This is a genomic window from Collimonas arenae (genome assembly GCF_001584165.1).
In the GTDB taxonomy this organism is placed as follows: Bacteria; Pseudomonadota; Gammaproteobacteria; order Burkholderiales; family Burkholderiaceae_D; genus Collimonas; species Collimonas arenae.
Map to the genome: position 1 here is coordinate 1,440,780 of NZ_CP013233.1, position 21,783 is coordinate 1,462,562.

General features: G+C 57.1%; 22 protein-coding genes and 1 pseudogene. 8 read left to right on the forward strand and 15 right to left on the reverse strand.

Annotated elements, in window-relative coordinates; genetic code table 11:
* Positions 1–8: 8 nt before the first annotated feature.
* Positions 9–1,883 (forward strand): DUF885 domain-containing protein, encoded by a 1,875-nt coding sequence (locus CAter10_RS06815; protein ID WP_061532819.1) that lies wholly within the window; start codon positions 9–11, stop codon positions 1,881–1,883.
* Positions 1,884–1,911: 28 nt separating this feature from the next.
* Here the strand turns inward: CAter10_RS06815 and CAter10_RS06820 are convergent, their stop codons facing one another.
* Entirely contained in the window at positions 1,912–2,310 is a 399-nt protein-coding gene (locus CAter10_RS06820) for a PPC domain-containing DNA-binding protein (RefSeq protein WP_061535206.1), read from the reverse strand.
* 329 nt (positions 2,311–2,639) lie between these two features.
* Here CAter10_RS06820 and CAter10_RS06825 point away from each other — a divergent pair, with 329 nt between their 5' ends.
* Positions 2,640–3,380, forward strand: coding sequence for a LysM peptidoglycan-binding domain-containing protein (locus CAter10_RS06825; RefSeq protein WP_061532820.1), 741 nt, complete (start codon positions 2,640–2,642; stop codon positions 3,378–3,380).
* Positions 3,368–3,808: a lysozyme inhibitor LprI family protein gene (locus CAter10_RS06830; RefSeq protein WP_128083004.1), complete on the forward strand. Its 441-nt coding sequence runs from the start codon at positions 3,368–3,370 to the stop codon at positions 3,806–3,808. The genes CAter10_RS06825 and CAter10_RS06830 overlap by 13 nt, the downstream gene beginning before the upstream one ends.
* Positions 3,809–3,870: 62 nt before the next feature.
* Here CAter10_RS06830 and CAter10_RS06835 read toward each other — a convergent pair whose 3' ends face one another.
* From CAter10_RS06835 to CAter10_RS06850, 4 genes are all read right to left on the reverse strand, one after another.
* Positions 3,871–4,512 (reverse strand): LysE family translocator, encoded by a 642-nt coding sequence (locus CAter10_RS06835; protein ID WP_061535207.1) that lies wholly within the window; start codon positions 4,510–4,512, stop codon positions 3,871–3,873.
* A 78-nt stretch (positions 4,513–4,590) separates the two neighbouring features.
* The gene (locus CAter10_RS06840; protein WP_061532822.1) at positions 4,591–5,214 is read right to left on the reverse strand and encodes a glutathione S-transferase family protein; all 624 of its coding nucleotides are present in this window, start codon (positions 5,212–5,214) and stop codon (positions 4,591–4,593) included.
* A gap of 47 nt (positions 5,215–5,261) precedes the next feature.
* Positions 5,262–6,140, reverse strand: a complete 879-nt coding sequence (locus CAter10_RS06845; RefSeq protein WP_061532823.1) for a PhzF family phenazine biosynthesis protein — start codon at positions 6,138–6,140, stop codon at positions 5,262–5,264.
* Between the two features lie 9 nt (positions 6,141–6,149).
* Positions 6,150–6,533, reverse strand: coding sequence for a cupin domain-containing protein (locus CAter10_RS06850; protein ID WP_061535208.1), 384 nt, complete (start codon positions 6,531–6,533; stop codon positions 6,150–6,152).
* A 119-nt stretch (positions 6,534–6,652) separates the two neighbouring features.
* Here CAter10_RS06850 and CAter10_RS06855 point away from each other — a divergent pair, with 119 nt between their 5' ends.
* On the forward strand, positions 6,653–7,522 hold the full coding sequence (locus CAter10_RS06855) for a LysR family transcriptional regulator (protein WP_061532824.1): 870 nt from the start codon (positions 6,653–6,655) through the stop codon (positions 7,520–7,522).
* A 136-nt stretch (positions 7,523–7,658) separates the two neighbouring features.
* Here CAter10_RS06855 and CAter10_RS06860 read toward each other — a convergent pair whose 3' ends face one another.
* Positions 7,659–8,093, reverse strand: a complete 435-nt coding sequence (locus CAter10_RS06860; RefSeq protein WP_061532825.1) for a YXWGXW repeat-containing protein — start codon at positions 8,091–8,093, stop codon at positions 7,659–7,661.
* Positions 8,094–8,250: 157 nt separating this feature from the next.
* On the opposite strand from CAter10_RS06860, the gene CAter10_RS06865 reads away from it, so the two are divergent.
* Complete coding sequence (locus CAter10_RS06865; RefSeq protein WP_082797820.1) at positions 8,251–8,745, forward strand: DUF1801 domain-containing protein; 495 nt, start codon at positions 8,251–8,253, stop codon at positions 8,743–8,745.
* Positions 8,742–10,184 (forward strand): aldehyde dehydrogenase family protein, encoded by a 1,443-nt coding sequence (locus CAter10_RS06870; protein WP_061532826.1) that lies wholly within the window; start codon positions 8,742–8,744, stop codon positions 10,182–10,184. Before CAter10_RS06865 ends, CAter10_RS06870 begins: the two co-directional genes overlap by 4 nt.
* Before the next feature lie 24 nt (positions 10,185–10,208).
* Here the strand turns inward: CAter10_RS06870 and CAter10_RS06875 are convergent.
* A pseudogene (locus CAter10_RS06875) lies at positions 10,209–10,720 on the reverse strand (GAF domain-containing protein).
* A 686-nt stretch (positions 10,721–11,406) separates the two neighbouring features.
* Here CAter10_RS06875 and CAter10_RS06880 point away from each other — a divergent pair.
* Positions 11,407–12,519, forward strand: coding sequence for a porin (locus tag CAter10_RS06880; RefSeq protein WP_061532827.1), 1,113 nt, complete (start codon positions 11,407–11,409; stop codon positions 12,517–12,519).
* Positions 12,520–12,661: 142 nt separating this feature from the next.
* Here CAter10_RS06880 and CAter10_RS06885 read toward each other — a convergent pair whose 3' ends face one another.
* Together CAter10_RS06885 and CAter10_RS06890 are read right to left on the reverse strand one after the other, a co-directional pair.
* A complete protein-coding gene (locus tag CAter10_RS06885; RefSeq protein ID WP_061532828.1) occupies positions 12,662–13,189 on the reverse strand; it encodes a GNAT family N-acetyltransferase in 528 nt (175 codons plus the stop codon).
* Positions 13,190–13,198: 9 nt separating this feature from the next.
* Positions 13,199–13,768, reverse strand: coding sequence for a helix-turn-helix domain-containing protein (locus CAter10_RS06890; RefSeq protein WP_231879210.1), 570 nt, complete (start codon positions 13,766–13,768; stop codon positions 13,199–13,201).
* 196 nt (positions 13,769–13,964) lie between these two features.
* Between CAter10_RS06890 and CAter10_RS06895 the strand changes: the two genes are divergently transcribed.
* The gene (locus tag CAter10_RS06895) at positions 13,965–15,047 is read left to right on the forward strand and encodes a hypothetical protein (protein WP_128083005.1); all 1,083 of its coding nucleotides are present in this window, start codon (positions 13,965–13,967) and stop codon (positions 15,045–15,047) included.
* A gap of 43 nt (positions 15,048–15,090) precedes the next feature.
* Here the strand turns inward: CAter10_RS06895 and CAter10_RS06900 are convergent, their stop codons facing one another.
* From CAter10_RS06900 to argH, 6 genes are all read right to left on the reverse strand, one after another.
* Positions 15,091–15,828 (reverse strand): ABC transporter ATP-binding protein, encoded by a 738-nt coding sequence (locus tag CAter10_RS06900; protein WP_061532831.1) that lies wholly within the window; start codon positions 15,826–15,828, stop codon positions 15,091–15,093.
* A complete protein-coding gene (locus CAter10_RS06905; RefSeq protein ID WP_197467202.1) occupies positions 15,825–16,586 on the reverse strand; it encodes an ABC transporter ATP-binding protein in 762 nt (253 codons plus the stop codon). The genes CAter10_RS06900 and CAter10_RS06905 overlap by 4 nt, the downstream gene beginning before the upstream one ends.
* On the reverse strand, positions 16,586–17,506 hold the full coding sequence (locus CAter10_RS06910) for a branched-chain amino acid ABC transporter permease (protein ID WP_061532833.1): 921 nt from the start codon (positions 17,504–17,506) through the stop codon (positions 16,586–16,588). The genes CAter10_RS06905 and CAter10_RS06910 overlap by 1 nt, the downstream gene beginning before the upstream one ends.
* A gap of 1 nt (position 17,507) precedes the next feature.
* Positions 17,508–18,389 carry a branched-chain amino acid ABC transporter permease gene (locus CAter10_RS06915; RefSeq protein ID WP_061532834.1) on the reverse strand — a complete coding sequence of 294 codons (882 nt, stop codon included), beginning with the start codon at positions 18,387–18,389 and terminating at the stop codon, positions 17,508–17,510.
* Positions 18,390–18,633: 244 nt separating this feature from the next.
* The gene (locus tag CAter10_RS06920; protein WP_061532835.1) at positions 18,634–19,791 is read right to left on the reverse strand and encodes an ABC transporter substrate-binding protein; all 1,158 of its coding nucleotides are present in this window, start codon (positions 19,789–19,791) and stop codon (positions 18,634–18,636) included.
* 395 nt (positions 19,792–20,186) lie between these two features.
* A complete protein-coding gene (argH, locus tag CAter10_RS06925; protein WP_061532836.1) occupies positions 20,187–21,581 on the reverse strand; it encodes an argininosuccinate lyase in 1,395 nt (464 codons plus the stop codon).
* Positions 21,582–21,783: the final 202 nt, after the last annotated feature.

Here is a 21,783-nt window from a genome sequence, read left to right on the forward strand (position 1 = left end):
TCAATTCCATGAACGATATGCCGCAAAGCTTTTCCCGTCGTGACATTCTGCTGACCGCGTTATCTGGCGCGGCTGTCTCCCTGCTGCCAGGCATCGCCAGCGCGCAGCTTATGGAAAAGCCGTCAGCAGATGCAGAGGCACGGTTTTCTACCATGCTGGCCGATTTTTCAGAAGAAATCTTGCGCCTGTCGCCGATAACGGCAACCTCACTGGGGCTCGATTCCGGGGCGCGTTCTGCACTCAAGTCGCGCCTGCAGGATGGTTCACCTGCCGGTGAGGCCGAATGGGCCGCTCAAGTCAAATCGATGCTGGTTCGGATGGGAACCGTGGACCGTAATCAACTCAGCCCGGATGCGCAAATCCGTTACGACAGCGTGCGTTACGCGGCGGCAGAGGGCGTGAATGGCTTGCGCTTTTCCTACGGCGGTGCAGCCAGTGGTTTCAATGGTGGCACCAGCCCATTCCCGGTGACGCAACAGGACGGCGCACTGACCTTCGTTCCAGAGTTTCTGGATTCCCAGCACAAGATCGCCAACGCTGCCGATGCAGAAGCTTATCTTGAACGCGTGAAGGCGATGGCGCGCCTGATGGACCAGCAAAGCGCACGCATTGCCGAGCAGGCCGGGAAAGGCATCATGCCACCCGATTTCATTGCACACACGGCACTCGGCCAGTTGCGCGACTACCGCAAGACGCCGGCAGCGGCGCAGAAGCTGGTTACTTCGATCAGTGTGCGCACCGAGGAACTTGGCATTCCTGGCAATTGGCAAGGGCGCGCGACGGATCTGGTCAAAACGATGATCTATCCAGCGCTCGATCGCCAGATATCGACCCTTGCCAAAGCTACCGCGAAGGCCACTGACGTCGCCGGCGTGCATCGCTTGCCGGATGGTGCCGCGTATTACGAATGGGCATTGCAGCTGGGGACGACGACCACTCGCAACGCCGGTGAAATCCACGCGATCGGCCTGGAGCAGAACAAGATGCTGCAGGCACGCATCGATGTCATCCTGAAGGCGCAAGGGCTCACGCAAGGTACAGTCGGCGAGCGCCTGCTGGCGCTGTCAAAAGATCCCAAACGCTTCTATGCCGACAACGACCAGGGGCGCGAGCAACTGATCGCCTATTGCAATGAACGCGTCGCCGCGGTCAGGGCGCTGATGCCGAGGATTTCGCACCTCGACTTGAAGGCGCCGCTGGTGATCAAGCGCGTGCCGCCCGATATCGAAGCCGGCGCGCCGCTCGGTTACATGAACTTTCCCGCGCTGGACGGTTCGCGGCCGGCGATTTATTACATTAACCTGAAATCGACCACCTTGTGGCCGAAGGCCGAGATTGCGACGCTGACCGCCCATGAAGGCATCCCGGGCCACACCTGGCAGGGTGCGTATCTGGCGGAGCATCATGCAGAGACGCCGTTGATTACCTCGATGATGGGTTTCAACGCGTTTATCGAAGGCTGGGCACTTTACGCGGAACAACTGGTTGATGAGTTCGGCTTGTATGCCGATGATCCGTTCAGCCGGATCGGCTATCTGCAAGCACAGCAGTTCCGTGCCTGCCGCCTCGTGGTTGACACCGGCCTGCACGCGATGAAATGGACGCGCCAGCAGGCGATCCAGTTCCTGGTCGAGAACAGTGGTCGCGGAGTTGCCGCCATGACCAGCGAGGTCGACCGTTATTGCGTATCGCCGGGACAAGCCTGTGGCTACAAGATGGGTCACAATGAAATGCTGCGCCAGCGCGAACGGGCAAAATTGGCGCTCGGCGGAAAATTCGATTTGGCGGGCTTTAATGATGCATTGGTGAAAAGCGGTGGTGTGCCATTGACGGTGTTGCCGACAGTGATTGATCGCTATATTGCCGGTGTGCGGACTGCATAACGCAAAGCGGCAAGCGTATTCAATCCGATTAAGACCGCGCTCGCACCACCAATTCGCTGAAGCCGGAAACCGCATCCGGCTCACGCGAAAAGCGATGCTCAGGCAGCAGCGCCAGCAGCAACTCTGCTGTAGTGCGCACGATGCATCCGCGCGCCACATGCCCCCCTGATACACGGCCTTGGGCATCGGCCACAGAGATATGAAGATGTGCGCCATCCGGGGAGAGCGAACCGGCAAGTGTCAGGATTTCAATGTCGCCGCACAGCTCGGTGGATTGTGTGGCACCGGCAAACCGCAATTGTGCTACTGAGAGACTGCCTATGCCCTGCAGCACGAAGGCTGCGCTTACGCCATGTTCAACCAGGACGGACTCAAGAGAGGCGCGCAAGTCTTGTCCGGGAGCGAGGCGTAGAGCTAAGGTTTGCATGATAGCTGCAAGACTAATCCAGTTTTGGCGAAAGTCAATCAGCCGTCGGCTTTTATCGACCGGTTGATCAAAATGGTGTTGATTGTCACTCATGGCATGTTGAAAGGCGATCAACCCAACTCGGGATATCAACCGAAATCAATTTCATCGGCGTCAATGCCAAGCCAGGTTTGGACACTACAGGAGTCGGCTTTATTGGGTTTCTAATGTTGAAAAAGTGTTTTTGTTGCAACGTATTATTGTATAATTGGCAACTTCTTGGGGCTGTGACTTTCAGCGGTATTTCATGGAGGTTGAGGCGCTCGACAAACGTTCAATAAGGAGCTTGTGTGGCGGCGGCAATTCAACAGAAATCTGGTTTTGAAAAATGGCAAGACGGGCTTAGCAATGCGTCGAGTGATGCCAAGTGGAATTCTCACGACTGTGACATCAGGGCTGCGGTTAATGAATACAATTATCACTTGATGAAAACAAACGGATATTTTTCGTTGGATTGGCAACTGATTAAAGCGATGGTTTGGGTGGAGTCAGGGGCGGAGAGTCCAGAGTGGAAAACCAAACCTATGCAAATTGGCGTGCCAGGAGATCCGGGATTGTCGTCATTTCTCTCTGGTAAAGAAGGTGGCGATTTAATCATCCCGCCAAGTTATAAAAACTATTTCTCTCGCTCAGCGGTCGCAGTAAACCCGATCCAGAATATCCGCGCTGGAATAGGTTATGTGTTAATACGGATGGCTAGAATGGATTACGCAACTATCCTTGATTCAGACTCCAAGACCTATGACGTGATGGTGAAATCCGGCGATAGTTTAGACCGAATTGCAAAAGAAAAAGGAACGACGGTAGATCTACTAAGAAGGCTTAATCGGGATACGACTTTGCTTCGCCCAGGACAAAAGTTGATGTATCAGAAGGCGTCTGTTCAGCGCGTTATAACGGGGTGGCGAAGCATCACTCCCAGCACGATTGCGCAACGCTACAACGGTGGAGGTGATCCAAACTATGAGAAAAAACTCGACTACGCGCTAATGCTGATCAAGCAGGGGAAGGTGGCAGAATGCACCCAATGAATAAATGTTTGCTCGCCGTCACGCTTGCATTATTGGGGAGTGGCAGCGTGTTGGCCGATGGCGCGCAAAACAAACAATCAGCGCTGGAGGAATGCAGTGCCTATTCTGGCGCGGGCATGCGTGGCTGTCTCCAAAAGAAAGCAGATGCCAGCGGCATCGAACTGGCGCGAGCAGAAAGCAACGTACGCGGAGCGTTGAAAAAATGGGACGAAGATGCGCAGTACGTAAAGTTGGCCCAATCTAGGTTTGAGGTTTCAAACAAGGAGTTTTTACGCTATCGCGATGCATATTGCGGGTTTAATGCATCACTCGGCGGAGGGGCGATTGGTGGCGCGCTGGACACTCGGAAGCTGGCTTGTACTGCCGAGTTGAACGTGAATCGTTCGCAGCAAATCTTGGATGCTGTTTCACATCTTCCGTTGAAATGAATCTGTACCACCTGGATCGGACAGTTAGTCATCCCGGATTGTAGTCGCTGGATTCGTCGCGTTTAAACCGCCTGTCGCCGCAAGGTCAGCAGCATGGTACCAAAACCGATGAAGGCCGTACCAACCACGCGGCTGACCCATTTGGAAAATGAGGGCTTCTGCAGAAGATTCCTGGCGCGCGAGGCGATCAGGGCGTAGCTCATGTGAGTGGTATAGGACACCGCCATGAAGATTCCTGTCAGGATCAGGAATTGCGGCAGCAGCGACGAGTGGGCGTTGACGAATTGCGGAAACAGTGCCGTGAAAAACAGGATGGCCTTGGGATTGGTTGCGGCCGTGAGGAACGCTTCCCGGTAGAGTTTTTTTGGCTGCGGCGCAATGCTGCTTTCTTTATCGTCGGCTTCGCTTACCAATACTGTTGATGCGCCGAATAGCTGCCGCAGGCCGATGTAAAACAGGTAAAGGGCGCCGACGATCTTGACCGCGCCAAACAGCAGGGCCGACGATTTCAGCAGTACGCCCAGGCCAAGTATCGCCGCCACCGACAAGCAAAACACGCCGCAAATATTGCCGAGGGCCGACCACATGACCGAACGCACGCCGAAACTGGCGCCATTGCGCAAGGTCAGCAGGATCGACGGTCCGGGACTCATGATGGCGAGTGCCGCGAAGGCGGTGAAGGTGAGGAGTGTTTGCGTGTTCATCTGCTTGTGAAAATCCAAAAAGTGAAAGGTTGACCTGCAGCTCATTGCCGCTATGAGCCACACATGCATCTTGCGTCGTTACGGACTGCCGTTATTGCCGTGCAGGAGATAACCTTTGCGCTGGCTCAAGCGCTCAAAGTAGGCGCTCACCGCCGGTAACTCAGGGCGTTGCAGCGGTGTGCCGAACCAGCGATTTACCGACAGTCCGATTGGTATGTCGGCCAGTGTGAACTCCGCACCGGCAACGTATCCGCCGGTCGATGCGAGTTGGCGATCGAGGATTTGCATGTTCTTGGTCCAGCTTGCGCTGCCGGCCGCAATTTGCGCCGGGTCCTGGTGTGTCGGCGACTTCCTGACCAGGGCAGGGAATACATAGCTCCAGGAACGGTTCAGGTCGGTGGCTTGCCAATCGATCCATTGATCGATACGGGCGCGCCTTTGCGGTTCGGATGGATATAACCACTCGCCGCCGTAACGCGCCACAAGGTAACGGATGATCGAATTGGATTCCCACAGCACGAAGTCGCCGTCCTGGATGACAGGCACCATGCCGTTCGGATTGAGGGCGAGGTACTCCGGCGTGTCGGTCGCTCGGAAGCCGGAGCCCCAGTCTTCGCGTTCGAAAGGAAGCTCCAGTTCGGCGCAGGTCCAAAGGACTTTGCGGACATTGATCGATGATGCCTTGCCAAGTATTTTCAACATCGGTTTTCCAGGAATTGAGGGGCCAGACAAACGACGGGCCAGACAAACTATACCGGTTGTGCGCAAAGTTTGCCGGACGGCCATTCGGTAATCGGCCTGACGCTGCCCGAGAGGCGGATGGAGGCGCCGCGCTCAAGTGGGATTTGTGCGTGCAAGAGGCAGCGGATGCCCATGTCCTCACCTTGGACGATATCGATGGCGCCCCCGTGCGGCCAGTCGATGTCGCGCAGGTAGCCGGCCAGCGCGGCAGTGGAAGCACCGGTGGCGGGATCTTCGTAGACGCCGCCGGAGGCAAACGGATTGCGGGTATGGAATAGTTGCGCTGTCTCGGCATGCGCCAGCACGACGGTGGTCAAGCCGGCGCGCTGCATGAAGTTGCGGCCTTGATCCAGTTCGTAGCGCATGGCGCGCAATGTTTCCCGGCTGCGCAAGGCCAGCGCCAGGTGGTCGACACCGCCATGCGCGATGGCCGGTGGGATGCGCGGATCGAGGTCGTCGGCGCTATAGCCGAACAGCGCCAGCGCCTCGGCCACCAGTGCGGGATCGGCGGCCTTGCTACGGGTTGGCGGCGATTGCAGCGCGGCGTTGGTCAGTTTGCCTTGTTGCTTGCCTTCCACCGTGATGTGGGCGCCGCTCATATGCAGCGTGATGGCAAACGCGCCGTCGCCGTATTGTTGGGCGAGTGCTGCGCCCAACGCAATTGTTGCGTGCCCACAAAAGCCGATTTCGGATTCTGGCGAAAAATAGCGCACGTACCACCCACCCGGGATGGCGGCGGCGAACACGGTTTCGGAAAAGCCGACTTCCGCGGCCAACTGCTGCATTGCTGACGCGTCCGGCAGGGTAGAACCGATCCAGACGCCGGCTGGATTGCCGCCCTGTTCGCCGTCGGAAAATGCGGCGAGTTTGATTACGTTGTCGTTCATCTGTTTGTCCTAAGCTAGTTGTTGTTCGATGCTTTTTGTGAAAGGAGTATCGAGCTCGCCGGTGTGCTTGGTGGTCACCGGTTCGATCAGCACGATCCAGCATTCCTCTTCAGCCACCGGGTTGTGCGGTACGCCGCGCGGCACCACATGGATGGAGCCCGCTGTTAGTTCAACCGCCGGCCGGTCCTGGTATTCGATGCGCAACCGGCCGCGCAATACGTAGAACAATTCGTCCTCGGCGGCATGGCTGTGCCAGGTGAAATTGCCAAGTAGTTTGGCTACCTTGACATACTGGTCGTTGACCTGCGCCACCACTTTGGGCGACCAGTGCTCGGTGACGCTTTCACAGGCGCTCAGCAAGTCGACGGCTGGCGGTGTGGCGGAATTGATCATGCGATTCTCCGGGTTGGAATAAACGTTACGGATCATGCTAACCTAGCGCCACGGCATCAGTGAAGCAAATGTTTATTATGCCTAACATTAGCAATTGTAATACTTGAATGTGATCATCCATGCCCCGTAATCTCGACACCAACCTGCTGCGTACTTTCGTGACTGTTGCCGAACATGCCAGCATGACGGTCGCCGCCAATGCGCTGCACCTGAGTCAAGGCGCGGTCAGTCAACAAATCAAGCGCCTGGAAGAAGTGCTGGCTGGCAGCCTGTTTGAACGCGATCCGCGCGGCCTGCGCCTGACCGCAGCCGGCGAGCGTTTGTTTGGCAAGGCCAAGCGGTTGTTGAGCCTGAACGACGAAATCTGGGTCGACATGACTGCCACAGCGATCGAGGGACAAGTACGGCTCGGCGTGCCGCATGATTTGGTAGCGACCTGCCTGCCTCCAGTCATGAAGGCTTATGCTGAAGCGTTCCCACAAGTCGAAATCTCGCTGCTCTGCGGTTCTTCGCCGCAGTTGGCCGAAGCGCTGGCGCTTGGCTCGATCGACCTCGCGGTGATTGAGGAGCCGGTCGGCCCGACAGCCGGCGAATGCCTGAGTGTGGAGCGATTGGTCTGGGTTGGCGCGAAAGCCGGTGCCGCCCATCTGAAGCGGCCACTGCCGGTATCGATGGTGGTTGATACCTGTGCCTTCCGACCGGTGGTGGTGGCAGCCCTGCAGCAGAACGATCTGATGTGGCGCACCGTATTCGAAAACGGCAACATCGAAGCGACCACCGCGACAGTACGCACCGATCTCGCCATTACCGCCTGGCTGGCTTCCACCGTGCCGGTGGATCTCGATATCTTGAGCGGCGATTGCGGCTTGCCTGAGCTGCCGAATTTTGCGATCAACCTACATTTGTCGCGACACGCGGCCAGTCCGGCGACGCTGGAGCTGGCGCGCCATATCCGCGATCATCTGACCCGGCGGCGTCAGGTGGCTTGAGTCTGGACGATGCGTTCCAAATGCACACGAGCTCTCGGCCAGTGATGGCGAAGAGCTCGTTGATAAAGGCTGAAGCTGCCGGCCTCTACATCTCTGATTGTCGGTTCTCAGTCTTGGTCATGCGACGCGATGCAAATCAGCAGTTGCCTTTCTTGGCCTGTCCCGGAGGGCAATGGTAGCGATCGCCGTCGTCGTGTCGATCGTCATGGCGGTCATCGCGTCGGTCGTCGCGCCGGTTGTCGTATCGGCCATGATCGTCGCCCTGGCGCCAGCCGCCGCGTCGCAATTCCCAGCCGTTAGGCCCTTGTCGCCATTCAGGGCGATCGTACAGATAGCCGCTGCGTGCGCGTTCCCAGTGCCCGCCAGCCCAGACATGGCGACGCCCATCCCAGTTCCAGTATCCGGGCGCCCACACGTAGCCGACGCGTGGCGGCGGCACGACTTCGTAGCGTGGCGGAGGCGGCGGGGTGCCAATAGTAATATTGACACCGATTTGCGCCATGGCCTGGCTTGGCATAAAGGCGGCAGCACTGACTGCAATCAGCGCGGCTGCGCATAGAATACGTTTCATATTTATCTCCCGCAGTTGTTTGGTGTCCTGAACTATATCTTCTATTGTTTTGAATTCTATCGATGATGCAATAAATTACATTTTAGCGCGGTCTATTACATGCGTTAAAAAGTGTTAAGTGTTGGGCGAACGATTCCGGAATCCCGGGAGATCCCGCATGAAGCCGATCAAGAATGCCAATGTCGCCAAGATTTTTGATGGCTACCCGCCACGCGTGCGACGTAAGCTGCTTGTCCTGCGCCAACTGATTCTGGATACTGCTGCCGGTACTGCTGGCGTTGGCGAAATAGAGGAAATCCTCAAGTGGGGTGAGCCTGCCTATCTCACCACTAAAAGCAAAAGCGGGAGTACGATCAGGGTCGGCTGGAAAAAGAGCAATCCTTCGCAGTATGCGATGTATTTCAATTGCCAGACCAGTCTGATTGAAACGTTCCGAACGCTTTTCCCTGACGATTTCCGGTTCGTCGGCAATCGCAGCATTGTCTTTGAAGAAGGTGATGTGCTGCCTGTCGGTGCATTGGAGTTTTGTATTGCCGCTGCGCTGACCTATCATCTGGACAAGATGAAAAAGGGCCACGGCAGTTCGTGGACGGGAAATTCGGTTGTCGAATACGAACGCCAGGCATCTTCCATTTCTAAAGGCAAGCGATGAACACAGTAACGACACAGGCTGACACCGAGCTCGATCTGACACGCAAGGAAATATTGCGCGTGTTTGACGCGCAGCACGCTACGGCCCTGCGCTTGCGGCAATCGACCAAGGCCGAGCGGCTGCAGAAGATCCGTAAACTGAAGGCCGCCTTGCTGGCGCACCGGGATGCCGTGATCGCCGCTGGACAGGCAGATTTCGGCAAGCCGGCTGCCGAGGTTGAACTGACCGAAATCCTGCCGGTGATTGCCGAGGCCAACGACGCCATCCGCAAGCTGGGCCGCTGGATGAAGCCGAAGAAAGTCTGGCCTTCGCGCATGATGATCGGTACCTCGGGTTATACGCAGTACGAACCGAAGGGGCGGGTGCTGATCGTGGCGCCCTGGAATTATCCGGTCAATCTGAGCCTCGGACCGCTGGTATCGGCGCTAGCCGCCGGCAATACCGCAATCATCAAGCCGTCGGAAATGACGCCACATGCGTCGGCAGTGATTGGCCAGATCATTCGTGAAGTATTCAGCGAGGATGAAGTGGCGATGTTCGAGGGCGATGCGCCTGTCGCGCAAGCGCTGCTTGATCTGCCGTTCGACCATATTTTCTTCACCGGTTCTCCGGTGGTCGGCAAGATCGTGATGGCGGCAGCGGCCAAGCATCTGACCAGCGTTACGTTGGAGCTTGGCGGCAAATCGCCGACGATTGTCGATGAGACGGCGGACCTGAAAGCAGCGGCGCAAAATATCCTCTGGGCCAAGTACACCAACAATGGCCAGACCTGCATTGCACCCGACCATATTTATGTCCATGCCAGCGTCAAGGATGAGTTCCTGGAACACTGCCGTGCGGCCTTGGAGGCGGCTTATGGCAAGACGGCGCAGCAGGCCGACAGTCCCGACCTGGCGCGTATCGTCAACCAGCGCCATACCGCACGCATCAAAAACTTGCTGGACGATGCCACCAGCCGCGGCGCCCGGGTCGTCACCGGCGGATTGGTGGATGAATCACAACGCTATATTGCACCGACGCTGATCGACGGTATTCCGGACGATGCCAAGATCATGAGCGAGGAAATTTTTGGGCCGCTGCTGCCGATCATCGCTTATGAACAACTCGATTCGGTGATCGCCCGCATCAATGCCGATCCGAAGCCGCTGGCCCTGTATATCTGGAGCCGCAAGCAGGAACACATCGCCAGGGTGATGCAGCAGACCACTTCCGGCGGCGCCTGTATCAATCACTGCGTGGTGCAATTCCTGCACGGGAACCTGCCGTTCGGTGGCGTCAATAATTCCGGTATCGGCAGCGGCCACGGCCATCACGGTTTCCTGGCTTTTTCGCATGAACGGGCGGTGGTGCGCACCCGCATCATGCTCGCCAGCATGTTCTATCCGCCTTACAGCGGCTGGACGCGCAAGCTGGTTGCCTTGTTTATCAAAACGGTGTGACGTTGCGTCTTTGCCGCAACCGAATTAAGTGAAATCGGTTGCCGCGACAAAGATGGCAACCAAAGATTCCAGTCCTAGCTGGTCTTCGGACGGAAGCGGTTGAGGCTCGGACTGTCGATGTCGAATACGCCCAACACGCGGCCGTCCTTGATGACCGGAATGACGATTTCGGCGTTCGATGCCGAGTCGCAGGCAATATGCCCTGCGAAAGCATGTACGTCCGGTACGAGGATAGTACGGCGCTCCGCAGCCGCCGTGCCGCAGACGCCTTTGCCAAACGGGATACGGGCGCAAGCGACCTTGCCCTGGAATGGCCCAACCAGCAATTCCTCCGCATCGCTGCCAGCAACTGCCTTTTTGGCCGGCGCCGTCCAATAAAAGCCAGCCCAGTTCAGGTCCGCAAGGGATTGGTAAATGAATGCCGAAAATTGCGCTGCATTGGCGGTCTGGTTGCGCTCGCTTTCAAGAATGCTTGTGATCTGGCGTGCCAGGAGAGAGTAGTCGACGTTGATGTCGGCAGGCGCTGAGGTGAACATGCAAATCCCTAACAAATATGTGATCAAAATTGCCTGTAATGTGCCGCCCGTTGTTGATGGCGCACTTCTGGATATCATCTGAACTAGGCAGATGAATCGACGCAGCATTTTAGCCTACATGAATGAAAGGTCGCGCCGATATCGAATGCTCGATTTTCCTGATATCACACCGCTGTGCTCGATAGCGGGGAAGGGTGGCATTTATTTTCAATATATTCAACTAGATATAGCGATGGTTATTATGAATCGGCATAATCCATATTTTTTCATTCTTCCAAGGCGCAGTTCCATTCTTCAAATTAACCTATCCATGTATCAATATTCTTGCTTTTATTGCATCGCAAGACTGGCTGCATCAACAGAGTCAAATGTTGCAAGCAGATGACATATTGACGACAGAAAACACATAAATTAAGTCATAAATGTCATAAACAGCTGTCAAAAAACAACATAAATCCGCTTCATCAGTTAATCGACGAAAAAAATAAAGAAAAATCTGGAAAACCGATGCATTTTTTTTGTGAATTGGTAATATCCACTCCGTCCAGTTTGTAACAATTAGTAACTGTTGGTAATAGTTAGTAATAATTTGAGGCGCTCATGAAATGTCCTTATGGACAGCTTGGGCACTGCTTATCAAGCGGGATATCTGGATCGGATAATTTTGATATAACTAGAGGGAAGAAATGAAGAAAACTGCATTCGCACTGGCAGCACTCAGCCTGATCGGCGCCAGCGCCCAGGCGCAAACCAACGTCACTATTTATGGTGTGATCGACACCAGCCTGACCTACACCAGCAAAGTCGGTCCAAAAAACGATAGCCGTTTCAGTGTTGATTCTGGCGATCTGTCGACTTCCCGCATCGGTTTCAAGGGCACGGAAGATCTGGGCAATGGCTTGAAAGCGATATTCCAGCTGGAAAACGGCTTCAATGCGGACGATGGTTCCCTGGCAACTGCCAGCACATTGTTTGACCGCAAATCGGTAGTCGGTCTGTCGGGCTCGTTCGGCACTGTGACCCTCGGTCGTCAAACCGACTTCCTGGAAGACATCGGCAACAAGTACACATCGGTCCAGACATTCGGCGGCAACGGCGTCAAGGGCGGTCACTTCAACAACCTCGACCGCGTTTCCGGCACCCGCGCCAACAACTCGATCCGTTATGACAGCAGCAACCTGAGCGGTTTCACAGGCAGCTTGTTCTACGGCTTCGGCGAAGTGGCGGGTCAAACTTCGGCAGGTCAATCTTTCGGCCTGGGCGGTAACTACGCCAACGGTCCGTTCGGCATCGGCCTGGCATATTTCCAGACCAAACTGGCCGCTGACGCGTTGCCTACCAAGGCTGGCGACACCGACCTGAAAACCTTCACCCTGGGCGCCAGCTATCAAGCCGGCCCTGCGAAGATCTATGGCGCGTGGTCGCAGGCTAAGCGTCCGCTGGCGACAGCGGTTGCATCGACTGGTCTGGTTAACATCACGACAGCAACCAAAGCCAACATTTTTGACGTGGGTGTCGATTACGCGGTAGCCGCCAACCTGCATCTGCTGGGCAGCGTGATTTATGATCGCGCCGACATCAGCCGCAAGACAACTGGTTCGACCAAGGGTTCGACTACCCAGCTCAATCTGGGCGTCGACTACTTCCTGTCGAAGCGTACCGACGTCTATGCGTTGTACAGCAACCAGCGCGCCAGCGATGTCATCAACCCAGGTGTGATCAACGGTGCTTATTCCAACTCGCCGGCGGATGACAGCAGCCAGAACGTATTGCGCGTGGGCTTGCGCCACAAGTTCTAATGGCGTTGCGCGGTCAAGACCGTGTGTGTTGCATGCCGATCATGTAGCCTAAGCACCGGCATTGGCCGTGCACATCAAGAAGTGCATCAGCGGTGTCCTTGCCATGTCGGCAAGGGCGCAGCTTTTTTATGGCTGCTTGCTTTCAGATATATTTGTAGAAGATCGTCGTCGCGCACTTCCTTCCGTCCGGCCACATGGCGTAGTCGGGAATGGTTCCACTGACTTGCCAGCCGCGACGCCGGTATAGCCGTTCCGCATCTCCGCCGGTAGCGGTATCCAGAACCAGCAAGGTTTTTCCAGCTAGCGCGGCTGCTCGTTCAGCCGCTGCCATCAACGCTTCCCCTGTGCCGGAACGGCGTGCCCTGCGATGCACAAGAAGCTTGGCAACATCGGCGCGGTGCGGCTGATTTTCCGGCTGGCTGAGTACTATCTGGACAGTGCCGAGAATCGTAGAGTCGGCATCTTGCGCCACCAGCAGTATGCGTTCGCCGGCGGTGACCCCGGCGCTCAACTTGCGCCAGAACGCCTGTGCCTGCTCCGCAGAAAACGGCTGCATGAAGCTGACGGAGGCGCCACCATCGACGCAATCTGCAAGCACTTCGCCGAGGGCCGCAATGATCGTTGGGTCGTCGATGGAATGCAATTGGCGAATTTGCACCTGATCTGACATGATGGCTCCTTATGGGCGCAATGCATCGGTGGTAATCGCCACCATGTATCGTGCGGGTTTGCGATGAGGGTTGTGGAATGCGGTGGGGCGGTCGAGGCGGAAGGCCAGGCAATCACCCGGTTCGAGCGAGTAGGTCTCGGCGCCGACCGTGATGTCGATTTTTCCATCCAATATCCATATCTGCTGGTGCACGCTGCGATCCCGCTCGACGCTCTCATATGCCACCGTTGCGCCAGCCGGAAACGTGACATCGACGATCTGCATTGGCGATTGGGCATTCGGCGGCGACACATTGCGGCGTATATATCCGGATTGCGGATCGCGCCATTCCAGCTGCGCGCTGCGGCGAATCAACGGGCCGCCGTTGGCCGCGGATTCCTCGAACAGGCTGGCCAGCGTCACACCAAGACCGGCCGCCAGCTTCTCCAGGACGACTGCGGTGGCGTTGCTTTGGCCGCGCTCGATCAGTGAAATCATCGAACGGCTGACGTCGGACTTGTGCGCCAGTGCATCAAGGGATAAGTCGCGCTCTTTGCGCAGAGAACTGACGCGAGCTGCTATGCGGGCATTGATATCCATTTCGACGGCTTCCATTAAATCTAATATGTTGGAGTAATTATCCAATATGGTGGATTTGAAAGTCAATCGAAATTGCTGGCGCGAAAAACGAAAAATTGGATGTCGGAAGAGCGTACCCGGTATCGTGACTTACGCTATTCTTTTAATTAGTGTTAAGCAGGCGGGTAATATGGGCAAAGAGACTCGGAGGCACGACATGTGGCAAAGCGTGAAAAGAATGACAGTGACGGCATTCCTGTATGGAAGCGCGATGCTGGCCGTTGCTGCTGGTGTGCAGCCGGCACCGCCGTGGCAGCGTGTACATCTCATACATGATGGCCTGGCCTACGATTTTCCCGTTTATGCCAATCATCCGCTCGATGGCGACCTGAGCAAGATAGAGCAGATCGTCTTGATCCAGCACGGCATCCTGCGCAACGGCGACGCCTACTATGCGGCGGGTGCGTCTTTTCTGAAAGACAGCGGTGTCGATCCGGACAAGGTGCTTCTGCTGGCGCCGAATTTTCCAGCCAAAGCCGATCTCGCTAAAGGTTTTGACCACATGCCGCTGTGGCATGCCGGCGGCGAACACAATTGGGCCGGCGGAGACGATTCGGTGAACCCGCCTTACCGCATCAGTTCGCTGCAAGTGCTCGACGATCTGCTGCAAAAACTGACGGATAAGCGGCGTTTGCCGAAACTTGGCCGCGTCACACTGGCCGGCCATTCGGCGGGTGCGCAGATGATGCAGCGCTATGCCGCGTTGAACAATGTTGACGAAGCGATTCGGAGCCGTGGCATCGATGTACGTTACGTGATCGCTAACCCTTCGTCTTACCTGTATTTCACGCCAGATCGGCCGCAGGGCGTAACCTTCGCGCCCTACGATATCGCGCAATGCGCCGATTACAACCAGTATCGCTATGGCATGAAGGAGATGGTGCCGTATGGACGGGGGCGCAGCGGCATGGAATTGTTCGACCGTTATGCGCGGAGGCAGATCACTTACCTGCTCGGCGGTGACGACAATGATCCCAACCACCCCAAGCTAGACAAGCGCTGCGGCGCCGAAGCGCAAGGACCGAGCCGGCTTGAGCGAGGTCTGGCATACCAGCGCTACGAACGGCATCTGGCAGGCACGGCATTGCCGCTGGCGCGCTCCGAGTACGAAGTGATCGGCGTCGGTCACAACCAGACCGGGATGTTTGGTTCCCAATGCGGGCGGGTGGCCTTGTTCGGCAATGGCGGGGCGGGGAGCGGAAGTGGCGCGATCTGCCGGCCGGCGCCGACAGGCGATTGATCCACAGATGAAGTGGGCGGCACGCGTTGTGCCGCCTGGTGTTTCAGCCGCCCAGATAAGCTTCTAGCACCTTCGGATTATTGAGCAGGTTGCGGCCACTGTCGGCCAGCACGATCTTGCCGTTTTCCAGCACATAGCCGTGCTGCGCGATGCGCAATGCCTGGCGGACGTTTTGCTCGACCAGCAGGATTGTCAGCCCGGTGCGGTTGATTTCCTGGACGATGCGGAAAATCTCTTGCACCAGCAACGGCGCCAGTCCCATCGACGGCTCATCCAGCAGCAGCACGCGCGGCTTGGCCATCAACGCGCGGCCGATGGCCAGCATCTGCTGCTCGCCGCCCGACAGGTTGCCAGCCAGCCCATCCTTGCGCCGCTCCAGCACCGGGAATAGCGAGTACACCCAGTCCAGGTCCTTGCCGATGTTTTCCTTGTCCTTGCGGGTATAGGCGCCCAACGCCAGGTTTTCAGCGATGCTCAAGGTGGTGAGTGTGGCGCGGCCTTCCGCCACCTGTACTACGCCGCTCTGGACGATCTTGTGCGGCGACAGCTTGGTCAGGTCCTGTCCATTGAACAGCACTTGTCCGCGTTGCGGCTTGAGCAGGCCGGAAATTGCCAGCAGTGCGGTGCTCTTGCCAGCGCCGTTGGCGCCGACCAGCGCCGTGATCTCGCCTTCGTTGAGGACCAGATCGATGCCTTTGACTGCTTCGATATGGCCGTAGGAAACCGCCAGGTCCTGCACCTGCAAAATCGGTGCTGCATGCTTGTTCGTCTCGGCCATCATTCCGCCTCTTCCTTGCCCAGGTAAGCTTCGATCACTTCCTGGTTGTTCTTGATCTGATCGGGGCTGCCTTCGGCGATGATGCGGCCGAAGTTGAGCACCGCGATGCGGTCGCACAAGCCCATCACGAAGCGCATGTCATGCTCGATCATGAAGATGCTGAAACCGCGCTGCTTGATGTTCAGGATTTCCGCCATCAGTTCGGTTTTTTCCGCCGGATTCATGCCGGCCACCGGCTCGTCGAGCAGCAACAGCTTAGGCTTGGTCGCTAGCGCCCGGGCGAATTCCAGCTTGCGTTGTTCACCGTAGGAGAGACTATCGGCCAGCGTGTGCGCCTTGTGATCCAGGCGCACCCAGGACAGCAGCTCCAGCGCCCGTTCGCGTGCCTGCGCTTCCACCTTGCGGTAACCGCCGAGATTGAACAGCAAGCTACCGAAACCGTAATCCATGTGATCGTGCATGCCGACCACGACGTTTTCCAGCAGCGTCATTTCCTTGAACACGCGGATGTTCTGGAAAGTGCGGGCGATGCCGCGCTCGGTGATCTTGTGCGGCGCGACCTTGCCAATATCCTGGCCGTCGAATTCGATGGCGCCGCCGGAAGCGCGCAGCAAGCCGGTGATCAGGTTGAAGACAGTGGTTTTGCCAGCGCCGTTAGGACCGATCAAGCCGAAAATGCCGCCTTGCGGCACGTTGAAATTGACGTCCTGCAAAACCTGCAGGCCACCGAAATTCTTGCTTATATTTTTGAGTTGCAGCATCAGTTGGTTCCCCCAGCCTGGGTCTTGCGCCGAGAAAAAATTTTGACCCAGGCACGGATCCGACGTGGATCCCAGATTCCCTTGGGCAGATACAGGATTACCAGCACCAGGATCAGGCCATTGACCACCGAACGATAGCTGTCGAAATCGCGTAGCGCTTCCGGCAGCAACGTCAGGATCATGCCGCCGAGGGTCGGGCCAATCAGCGTGCTGGTGCCGCCGAACACCGCCATCGTCAATATCTCGACCGCATTTTCGAAAGCGTAATTGCCTGGGCCGATGGTGAACGTGTAGTGCGCATTGAGACCACCGGCAACGCCCGCGATAGCGGCGCCGATAACAAACGCCAGCAGCTTGTAGCCGGCCACATTGACGCCCATCAAACGTGCAGCGACTTCATCTTCCTTGATCGCCTCAAAGGCGCGACCGATTTTCGAGCGGCGAATGCGCGCCAGAATATACAGGGTAGCGGCTAACAGCAGCACGATGTGCCACCATTCGGTTTTCAGCGGAATACCGTTCAGGCCGAGCGGGCCGCCGGTGATGTCCATGTTCAGCACGATCACTCTTACCACTTCGCCGAAGCCGAGCGTAGCCATCGCCAGGTAGACGCCGGACAGGCGCAGGGTAGGGATGCCGATCATCAGCGCGACCAATGCCGGCAAGATGCCGCCGATAGCCAGCGCCACCGGGAACGGCAGGCCGGTTTGCATGCTGATCAGCGACGCGGCATAGGCGCCGATGCCCATGAAGGCCGCATTCGCCAGCGACAGCAGACCGCACGAGAGCGTCACGTAAATCGACAGCGCCAGCATGGCGTTGACGCCGAGACTGAAAATCACGGTGTTGTAGGTCGACCAGAAGCCATCCCACCAATCGAGGAAGCCGGTAGCGCCGAGCGTTGTAAGCAGTTCGGTCATCTCAAGCCTTCCTTTCCAGCACTTTGCCAAACATCCCGGAAGGCTTGACCAGCAAGATCAGGAACAGCAAACCGAAACCGACTGCATCGCGGAAGTCGCTCGAAATATACGCCACTGTCAGCACTTCGGCGAAGCCGAGGAACAAGCCGGCAATCATCGCGCCGCGGATGTCACCCATGCCGCCTAGGATAATCACGGCGATGCCCTTGTGCAGCATCGGCTGACCCATGAATGGCGTAATCGCGTTGAACGACAGTCCGACCAGCACGCCGGCAGCGCCGCCCAATGCGGCCGCAGCGAAAGAAGTCAGATAGAACAAACCTTCGACATTGATGCCGAGCAGATAAGCGGCTTTTGGCGATTCCGCAATCGCGCGCAGCGCACGGCCCAGTTGGGTGCGCCGCATCACGGCCAGTAGCACCAGCATCAGGATGAAGGAAATCACGACGATGCCGGTCTGTACCGCGGTGACGTGCAGGTTGCCCCAGTTGTAGCTTTCTTCCGGAATGGTGCCGACCGGGAAGCGCTTGCTTTCAGCGCCGAACAAGCCTTGCGCCAGGCTGGTGAGGATGGTGGCGACACCGATCGTCGCAATCATCGGCGCCAGATGCGGTGCATTGCGCGCACGTAGCGGCCTCAATACCAGATAGTCGACTGCCAGGCCGAGCAGGCCAGAAGCCAGCATCGCCGCCAGCATCGCCAGCCACAACGGCAGCGCCAGATGTTCGACCAGTAGCAACGCCGCGTAACTGCCGAGCATGAAGATGGCGCCGTGCGAAAGATTGATCACGCCCAGCACGCCGAAAACCAGCGTGAAGCCCAATGCAAACAGCGCATAGACGCTGCCCAGGGAAAGGGCGTTGATGAGTTGTTGTTCAAGCATGAGGGTTTTCTAAAAATCAGTGTAATTGCAGTCAATTGGGGTCAGAGTTTTTTTACGACGGCTCTATTGTCGTAAATTACTCTGACCCCAATTGACGGGCTACGGAGTACATCTCTTTGCAATTCGTGCAGTTTTCTTGTGCGATAACGGCATTCTCTCTCCGGACACCGTCAATAGGGGACAGAGTAGCTCGTCGCGCTGCGGCGACTTACAAACTCAGTCCCCTATTGACTCGATGACTACGTTACTTCAGCAATACGAACTTGCCACCCTTGGCAATATTCACGATCGCTTCCTGCTGCGCGTCGTAGCCGACTTCCTTGCCGGTCACCGGCGGCGCCTTGCGGAATGCGAATTTGCCGGTTGCGCCTTCAATCGTCACCGATGGCAATGCCTGTTGCAGGGCGATCCGGTCCTTGTCGATAGCGCCGGTCAGCTTGACGTTCTTCAACGCGGCTGCCACGACATGCAGGGCATCGTAGGCTTGCGCGGCGAACTGGTCTGGATCGCTGCCGAACTTGGCTTTGTATGCCGCGATAAACGCCTTGTTGGCTGGCGTCAGGTTTTCCGACGACCATGGGCTGCCCATGATGGTGTCGTCCCCTGCGCCTTTGGCGATGTCGAACAGCTTCGGCGAGTTGAGGCCGTTACCGCCGATGAACGGTTGTTTCATGCCCAGTGCGCGGGTTTGCAGGATGATGTTAGCGGCTTCTTCGGTCAGGCAGGAGCAGACGATGGCGTCCGGATTCGATGCCTTGATCTTGGTCAGCTGCGCCTTGAAGTCGACATCGCCCTTGGCATATGCTTCAGTGGTAGTGACGGGGATCTTCTGGTTGGCCAGGGTCGCCTTGAAAACGTCGTAGCCACTCTTGGTGAAGGCGTCGTCGTTACCGTAGATGATGGCGACTTTCTTGATGCCGAAATGCTTGACCGCAGCGCGCGTGGTGACTGGCAGCACGTCGGCTTCCATGACCGAGTTGCGGAAGGTGAACGGGCCCATTGCCGTGATGCCGTCGGCGGTGTTGCTGGTGCCGAACGCGACAACCTTGGCGGCGTTGGCGATCGGGTCGGCGGCGAATGCCGAGTTGGACAGGGTCGGGCCGAATACCAGCAGCGCCTTGTCCTTGAAAATCAGTTTCTTGAAGACGTTGATAGCTTCTTCTTTTTTGCCTTGTTCGTCTTCGATGATCAGTTGCAACTTGTTGCCGTTGACGCCGCCGGCGGCATTGACTTCATCGGCAGCCAGCGAAAAGCCGTTCTTGATGGCGACGCCGTATTTGGCGGCCGGGCCGGTGAGTGCTGCTGCCAGGCCGAGTTTGACATCGGCGGCATGCGCTGCGCTGCACAGGCCGGCGGCCAGCATCAGCAATGGAAGTGTTTTCAAGATGGTGTTGAGTTGCATTTATATATCCTCCAAGAGACCGTTTTTTTTGGCGTTCCTTACAACACGAGGCTGCGCGCAAGCAGGCAAGGCGCAACCGCAGCCAAAGGCATTATGAAGTAAGAAATCGGCAAGCGTTTTTATTTTGGTGCACGCTGGGTGGGCGCACCAAAGGTGAACAAAGTATAAGGGATTTTCGGTCTGAAAATTCCTGGCGCACTAACTACTCACGGGCCAGGTAAAGCGGATGTTTTACTCGGAGGGAATACGACTTTTGGTCGGTTTTGGAGAGATGTTGCGCAGTTTTACAGAATTATACCCGGCGTTTCGAAATCTTGCCGACGTCAGTTATGCCAAATCGGCATGATGGGAAGCATTGCGTCTCCCACCACGCCGGGGTTGTATCAGCTCTGCTATCAGGCCAATTGCTGGCGCAGGTGCTGGATCGCCAGGCGCACCTGGCGCGGAGCGGTGCCGCCGATATGATCGCGTGCCGCCACCGAACCTTCCAGTGTCAGCACGGCGAAGATGTCGTCGTCGATCAGCGGCGAGAACGCGCGCAACTGATCCAGCGACAAGTCGCTCAGGTCGCAACCTTGATCGACGCAGCTGCGCACCGCATGCGCCACGGCTTCGTGGGCATCGCGGAAAGGCAGACCTTTCTTGACCAGATAGTCCGCCAGGTCGGTGGCGGTAGCGTAGCCTTGCAGGGCGGCGGCGCGCATTGCTTCCGGCTTGACGGTGATGCCGCGCGCCATGTCGGCGAAGATGCGCAGCGTGTCGGTTAGCGTATCGACGGTGTCGAACAGCGGTTCCTTGTCTTCCTGGTTATCCTTGTTGTAGGCCAGCGGCTGGCCTTTCATCAGGGTCAGCAGGGCGATCAGGTGGCCGTTGACACGGCCGGTCTTGCCGCGCGCCAATTCTGGCACGTCCGGATTTTTCTTTTGCGGCATGATCGAGGAACCGGTGCAGAAGCGGTCGGCGATATCGATAAAGCCGATGCGTGGGCTCATCCAGATCACCAGTTCTTCCGACATGCGTGAGATATGTGTCATCACCAGTGCCGCTGCAGCGCAGAATTCAATAGCGAAGTCACGATCCGAGACTGCGTCCAGCGAATTGCGGCAGACGTCGTCGAAGCCGAGCGTCTTGGCCACGCGTTCGCGATCAATCGGGAACGTGGTGCCGGCCAGCGCGGCGGCGCCCAGCGGCAGGCGATTGACGCGCTTGCGGCAATCCAGCATGCGCTCTGCATCGCGGCCGAACATTTCGACGTAAGCCAGCACGTGATGGCCGAAAGTGATCGGCTGCGCCACTTGCATGTGGGTGAAGCCGGGCAGGATGGTGTCGGCATGTTGCTCGGCCAGGTCCAGCAGCGCCAGGCGCAGATCGCGCAGCAGGCCGCTGATGTCGTCGATGGCGCCACGCAGGTAGAGGCGAATGTCGGTGGCGACCTGGTCGTTGCGGGAACGTCCGGTGTGCAGGCGTTTGCCGGCATCGCCAACCAGTTCGGTCAGGCGCTTTTCAATGTTCAGGTGGACGTCTTCCAGATCCAGTAGCCATTCGAACTTGCCGCTGGCGATTTCGCCCTGGATCTGGGCCATGCCCTTCTGGATTGCAGCGTAGTCGTCGGCACTGATAATTTTTTGATATGCCAGCATCTCGGCGTGCGCGAGCGAACCTTGGATATCTACTGCTGCCAGGCGCTTGTCGAAGAATACCGATGCCGTATAACGTTTGACCAGATCGGAGACCGGTTCGGAAAAACGAGCCGACCAAGCTTCGCCTTTTTTGGAGAGTTGTGCTGTCATAATTGAGTGTTGGGGAGTGCAATGAATTATGCGATTATAAATCACCGCCCCCGAAAACCCACTTTATGCTTGCATCTCGAAGCGTTACGGCAGCGTCGAGCCGGATAAAAGCGTCAAATCAACCAATAATTGCCATTCAGTCAACCAATGTCCATGCCCACCCAGCCGATCAGATTGCCGATAGCGCTGCAACGCAGCAGCC

Bases quoted from the DNA above. Each gene is read 5' to 3' on its own strand.
- CAter10_RS06820 (WP_061535206.1), bottom strand. From the start codon at position 2,310: ATGCAAACCTTAGCTCTACGCCTCGCTCCCGGACAAGACTTGCGCGCC.
- CAter10_RS06815 (WP_061532819.1), top strand. From the start codon at position 9: ATGAACGATATGCCGCAAAGCTTTTCCCGTCGTGACATTCTGCTGACC.
- CAter10_RS06920 (WP_061532835.1), bottom strand. From the start codon at position 19,791: ATGCAACTCAACACCATCTTGAAAACACTTCCATTGCTGATGCTGGCC.
- CAter10_RS06840 (WP_061532822.1), bottom strand. From the start codon at position 5,214: ATGTTGAAAATACTTGGCAAGGCATCATCGATCAATGTCCGCAAAGTC.
- CAter10_RS06870 (WP_061532826.1), top strand. From the start codon at position 8,742: ATGAACACAGTAACGACACAGGCTGACACCGAGCTCGATCTGACACGC.
- CAter10_RS06850 (WP_061535208.1), bottom strand. From the start codon at position 6,533: ATGATCAATTCCGCCACACCGCCAGCCGTCGACTTGCTGAGCGCCTGT.
- CAter10_RS06845 (WP_061532823.1), bottom strand. From the start codon at position 6,140: ATGAACGACAACGTAATCAAACTCGCCGCATTTTCCGACGGCGAACAG.
- CAter10_RS06905 (WP_197467202.1), bottom strand. From the start codon at position 16,586: ATGCTGCAACTCAAAAATATAAGCAAGAATTTCGGTGGCCTGCAGGTT.
- CAter10_RS06835 (WP_061535207.1), bottom strand. From the start codon at position 4,512: ATGAACACGCAAACACTCCTCACCTTCACCGCCTTCGCGGCACTCGCC.
- CAter10_RS06860 (WP_061532825.1), bottom strand. From the start codon at position 8,093: ATGAAACGTATTCTATGCGCAGCCGCGCTGATTGCAGTCAGTGCTGCC.
- argH (WP_061532836.1), bottom strand. From the start codon at position 21,581: ATGACAGCACAACTCTCCAAAAAAGGCGAAGCTTGGTCGGCTCGTTTT.
- CAter10_RS06895 (WP_128083005.1), top strand. From the start codon at position 13,965: ATGTGGCAAAGCGTGAAAAGAATGACAGTGACGGCATTCCTGTATGGA.
- CAter10_RS06865 (WP_082797820.1), top strand. From the start codon at position 8,251: ATGAAGCCGATCAAGAATGCCAATGTCGCCAAGATTTTTGATGGCTAC.
- CAter10_RS06880 (WP_061532827.1), top strand. From the start codon at position 11,407: ATGAAGAAAACTGCATTCGCACTGGCAGCACTCAGCCTGATCGGCGCC.
- CAter10_RS06915 (WP_061532834.1), bottom strand. From the start codon at position 18,389: ATGCTTGAACAACAACTCATCAACGCCCTTTCCCTGGGCAGCGTCTAT.
- CAter10_RS06890 (WP_231879210.1), bottom strand. From the start codon at position 13,768: ATGGATATCAATGCCCGCATAGCAGCTCGCGTCAGTTCTCTGCGCAAA.
- CAter10_RS06830 (WP_128083004.1), top strand. From the start codon at position 3,368: ATGCACCCAATGAATAAATGTTTGCTCGCCGTCACGCTTGCATTATTG.
- CAter10_RS06900 (WP_061532831.1), bottom strand. From the start codon at position 15,828: ATGATGGCCGAGACGAACAAGCATGCAGCACCGATTTTGCAGGTGCAG.
- CAter10_RS06885 (WP_061532828.1), bottom strand. From the start codon at position 13,189: ATGTCAGATCAGGTGCAAATTCGCCAATTGCATTCCATCGACGACCCA.
- CAter10_RS06910 (WP_061532833.1), bottom strand. From the start codon at position 17,506: ATGACCGAACTGCTTACAACGCTCGGCGCTACCGGCTTCCTCGATTGG.
- CAter10_RS06855 (WP_061532824.1), top strand. From the start codon at position 6,653: ATGCCCCGTAATCTCGACACCAACCTGCTGCGTACTTTCGTGACTGTT.